Raw genomic sequence first — 1,163 nt, forward strand, 5'->3', positions numbered from 1 at the left:
CACCAACTTCTATTCACGATGGTATACTCGATCCATTCAATATCCTCTTTTGTCATCTGCTTCTTTAACTTTTCAACAATGGTAAACGTCGCATACTGCATTTCCCGTTCCGGTCGAGACCATGCTTCTTTAATAAATGACGGGAGTTCTTCTTTAGAAGGTAATCCATACTCCTTTAAAAATTCCTTCATACTTTGTTTCAAAATTGGAGAACGAATTCCGAAAAATTCGAACTGATCGCGCATATACTTTTTCATTGGCTCCGCATCATCTTGATTAGCCTGTCTGTTTAAAAAATGCCACAATTTCTCTTCATACATGGAATCCCACTCCTTTTAACAAAATTATACAAAATATTGTTAACTAACTGAAACTTTTTTCTTTCGTACTCGTAATTATCTATATAAAACCAATATTGGAAATTAATTATTGTCGACAAAATTTTACAATCTTTTTTGTTTCACTTTGTTAAGGTTATATCAAATTCGACAAAAGGGCGTGATTATTTATAGCTTTGCCATAAAAAGTTTATGAAGATAGGAGAGAAGACCATGGAATTATTCGGATATCCGTTGTCTACGATCTATTTAGGAAGCTTTATTGTTTTCGGGTGCATTACATTCGTGTACATCCTATTTGGTGACATGCTTGATGCAGCATTGGACTTCTTGCATCCAGCGCTTATCTTATCCTTTTTTACAATTGGGACGGCTTCGGGGTATTTGTTAGAAATCATGACTGAAATTAACAGCTGGTTCATCATGGTTTTCAGTGGTTTACTTTCGTTGTTGCTCGTGACTCTATTAAACGTTTTCGTCTTGATGCCGATCCGGTCTTCAGAAGAATCTTTAGCTTATCGAGATGAAGATCTTAAAGGAAGAGTGGGCACCGTATTAACTTCGGTTCCGATAGATGGTTTTGGCGAGATCTTAATCGAGGGAATCAGCGGAAGGATCTCTAAATCCGCAATAAGCATGGATAACAAACCGATCTCTCAAGGAGAAAAGGTGTTGATCATCGACATCCAAAAAGGTGTCGTATCTGTCATGCGTTATGAGCAAGTGGAACAAACATATATTCATTAAACTGGAGGGGTTATTATGAGTTTTTCACCGTTGTTTATCGTTATCGGGGTTGCTGTATTCTTAGTTGTTGCTCTTATT

At 36.8% G+C, this 1,163-nt stretch carries 2 protein-coding genes; one reads left to right on the forward strand and one right to left on the reverse strand.

The window, feature by feature from the left end; all coding sequences use genetic code 11:
• Positions 1–320, reverse strand: a 320-nt coding sequence (locus tag G3O09_RS21980) for a DNA alkylation repair protein (RefSeq protein WP_205439705.1), incomplete at its 3' end; no start/stop codon positions are given.
• Positions 321–551: 231 nt separating this feature from the next.
• Here G3O09_RS21980 and G3O09_RS21985 point away from each other — a divergent pair.
• Positions 552–1,085: an NfeD family protein gene (locus G3O09_RS21985; RefSeq protein ID WP_163103568.1), complete on the forward strand. Its 534-nt coding sequence runs from the start codon at positions 552–554 to the stop codon at positions 1,083–1,085.
• Positions 1,086–1,163: the final 78 nt, after the last annotated feature.

Source organism: Peribacillus alkalitolerans (assembly GCF_010882125.1).
GTDB lineage: Bacteria > Bacillota > Bacilli > Bacillales > DSM-1321 > Bacillus_BN > Bacillus_BN alkalitolerans.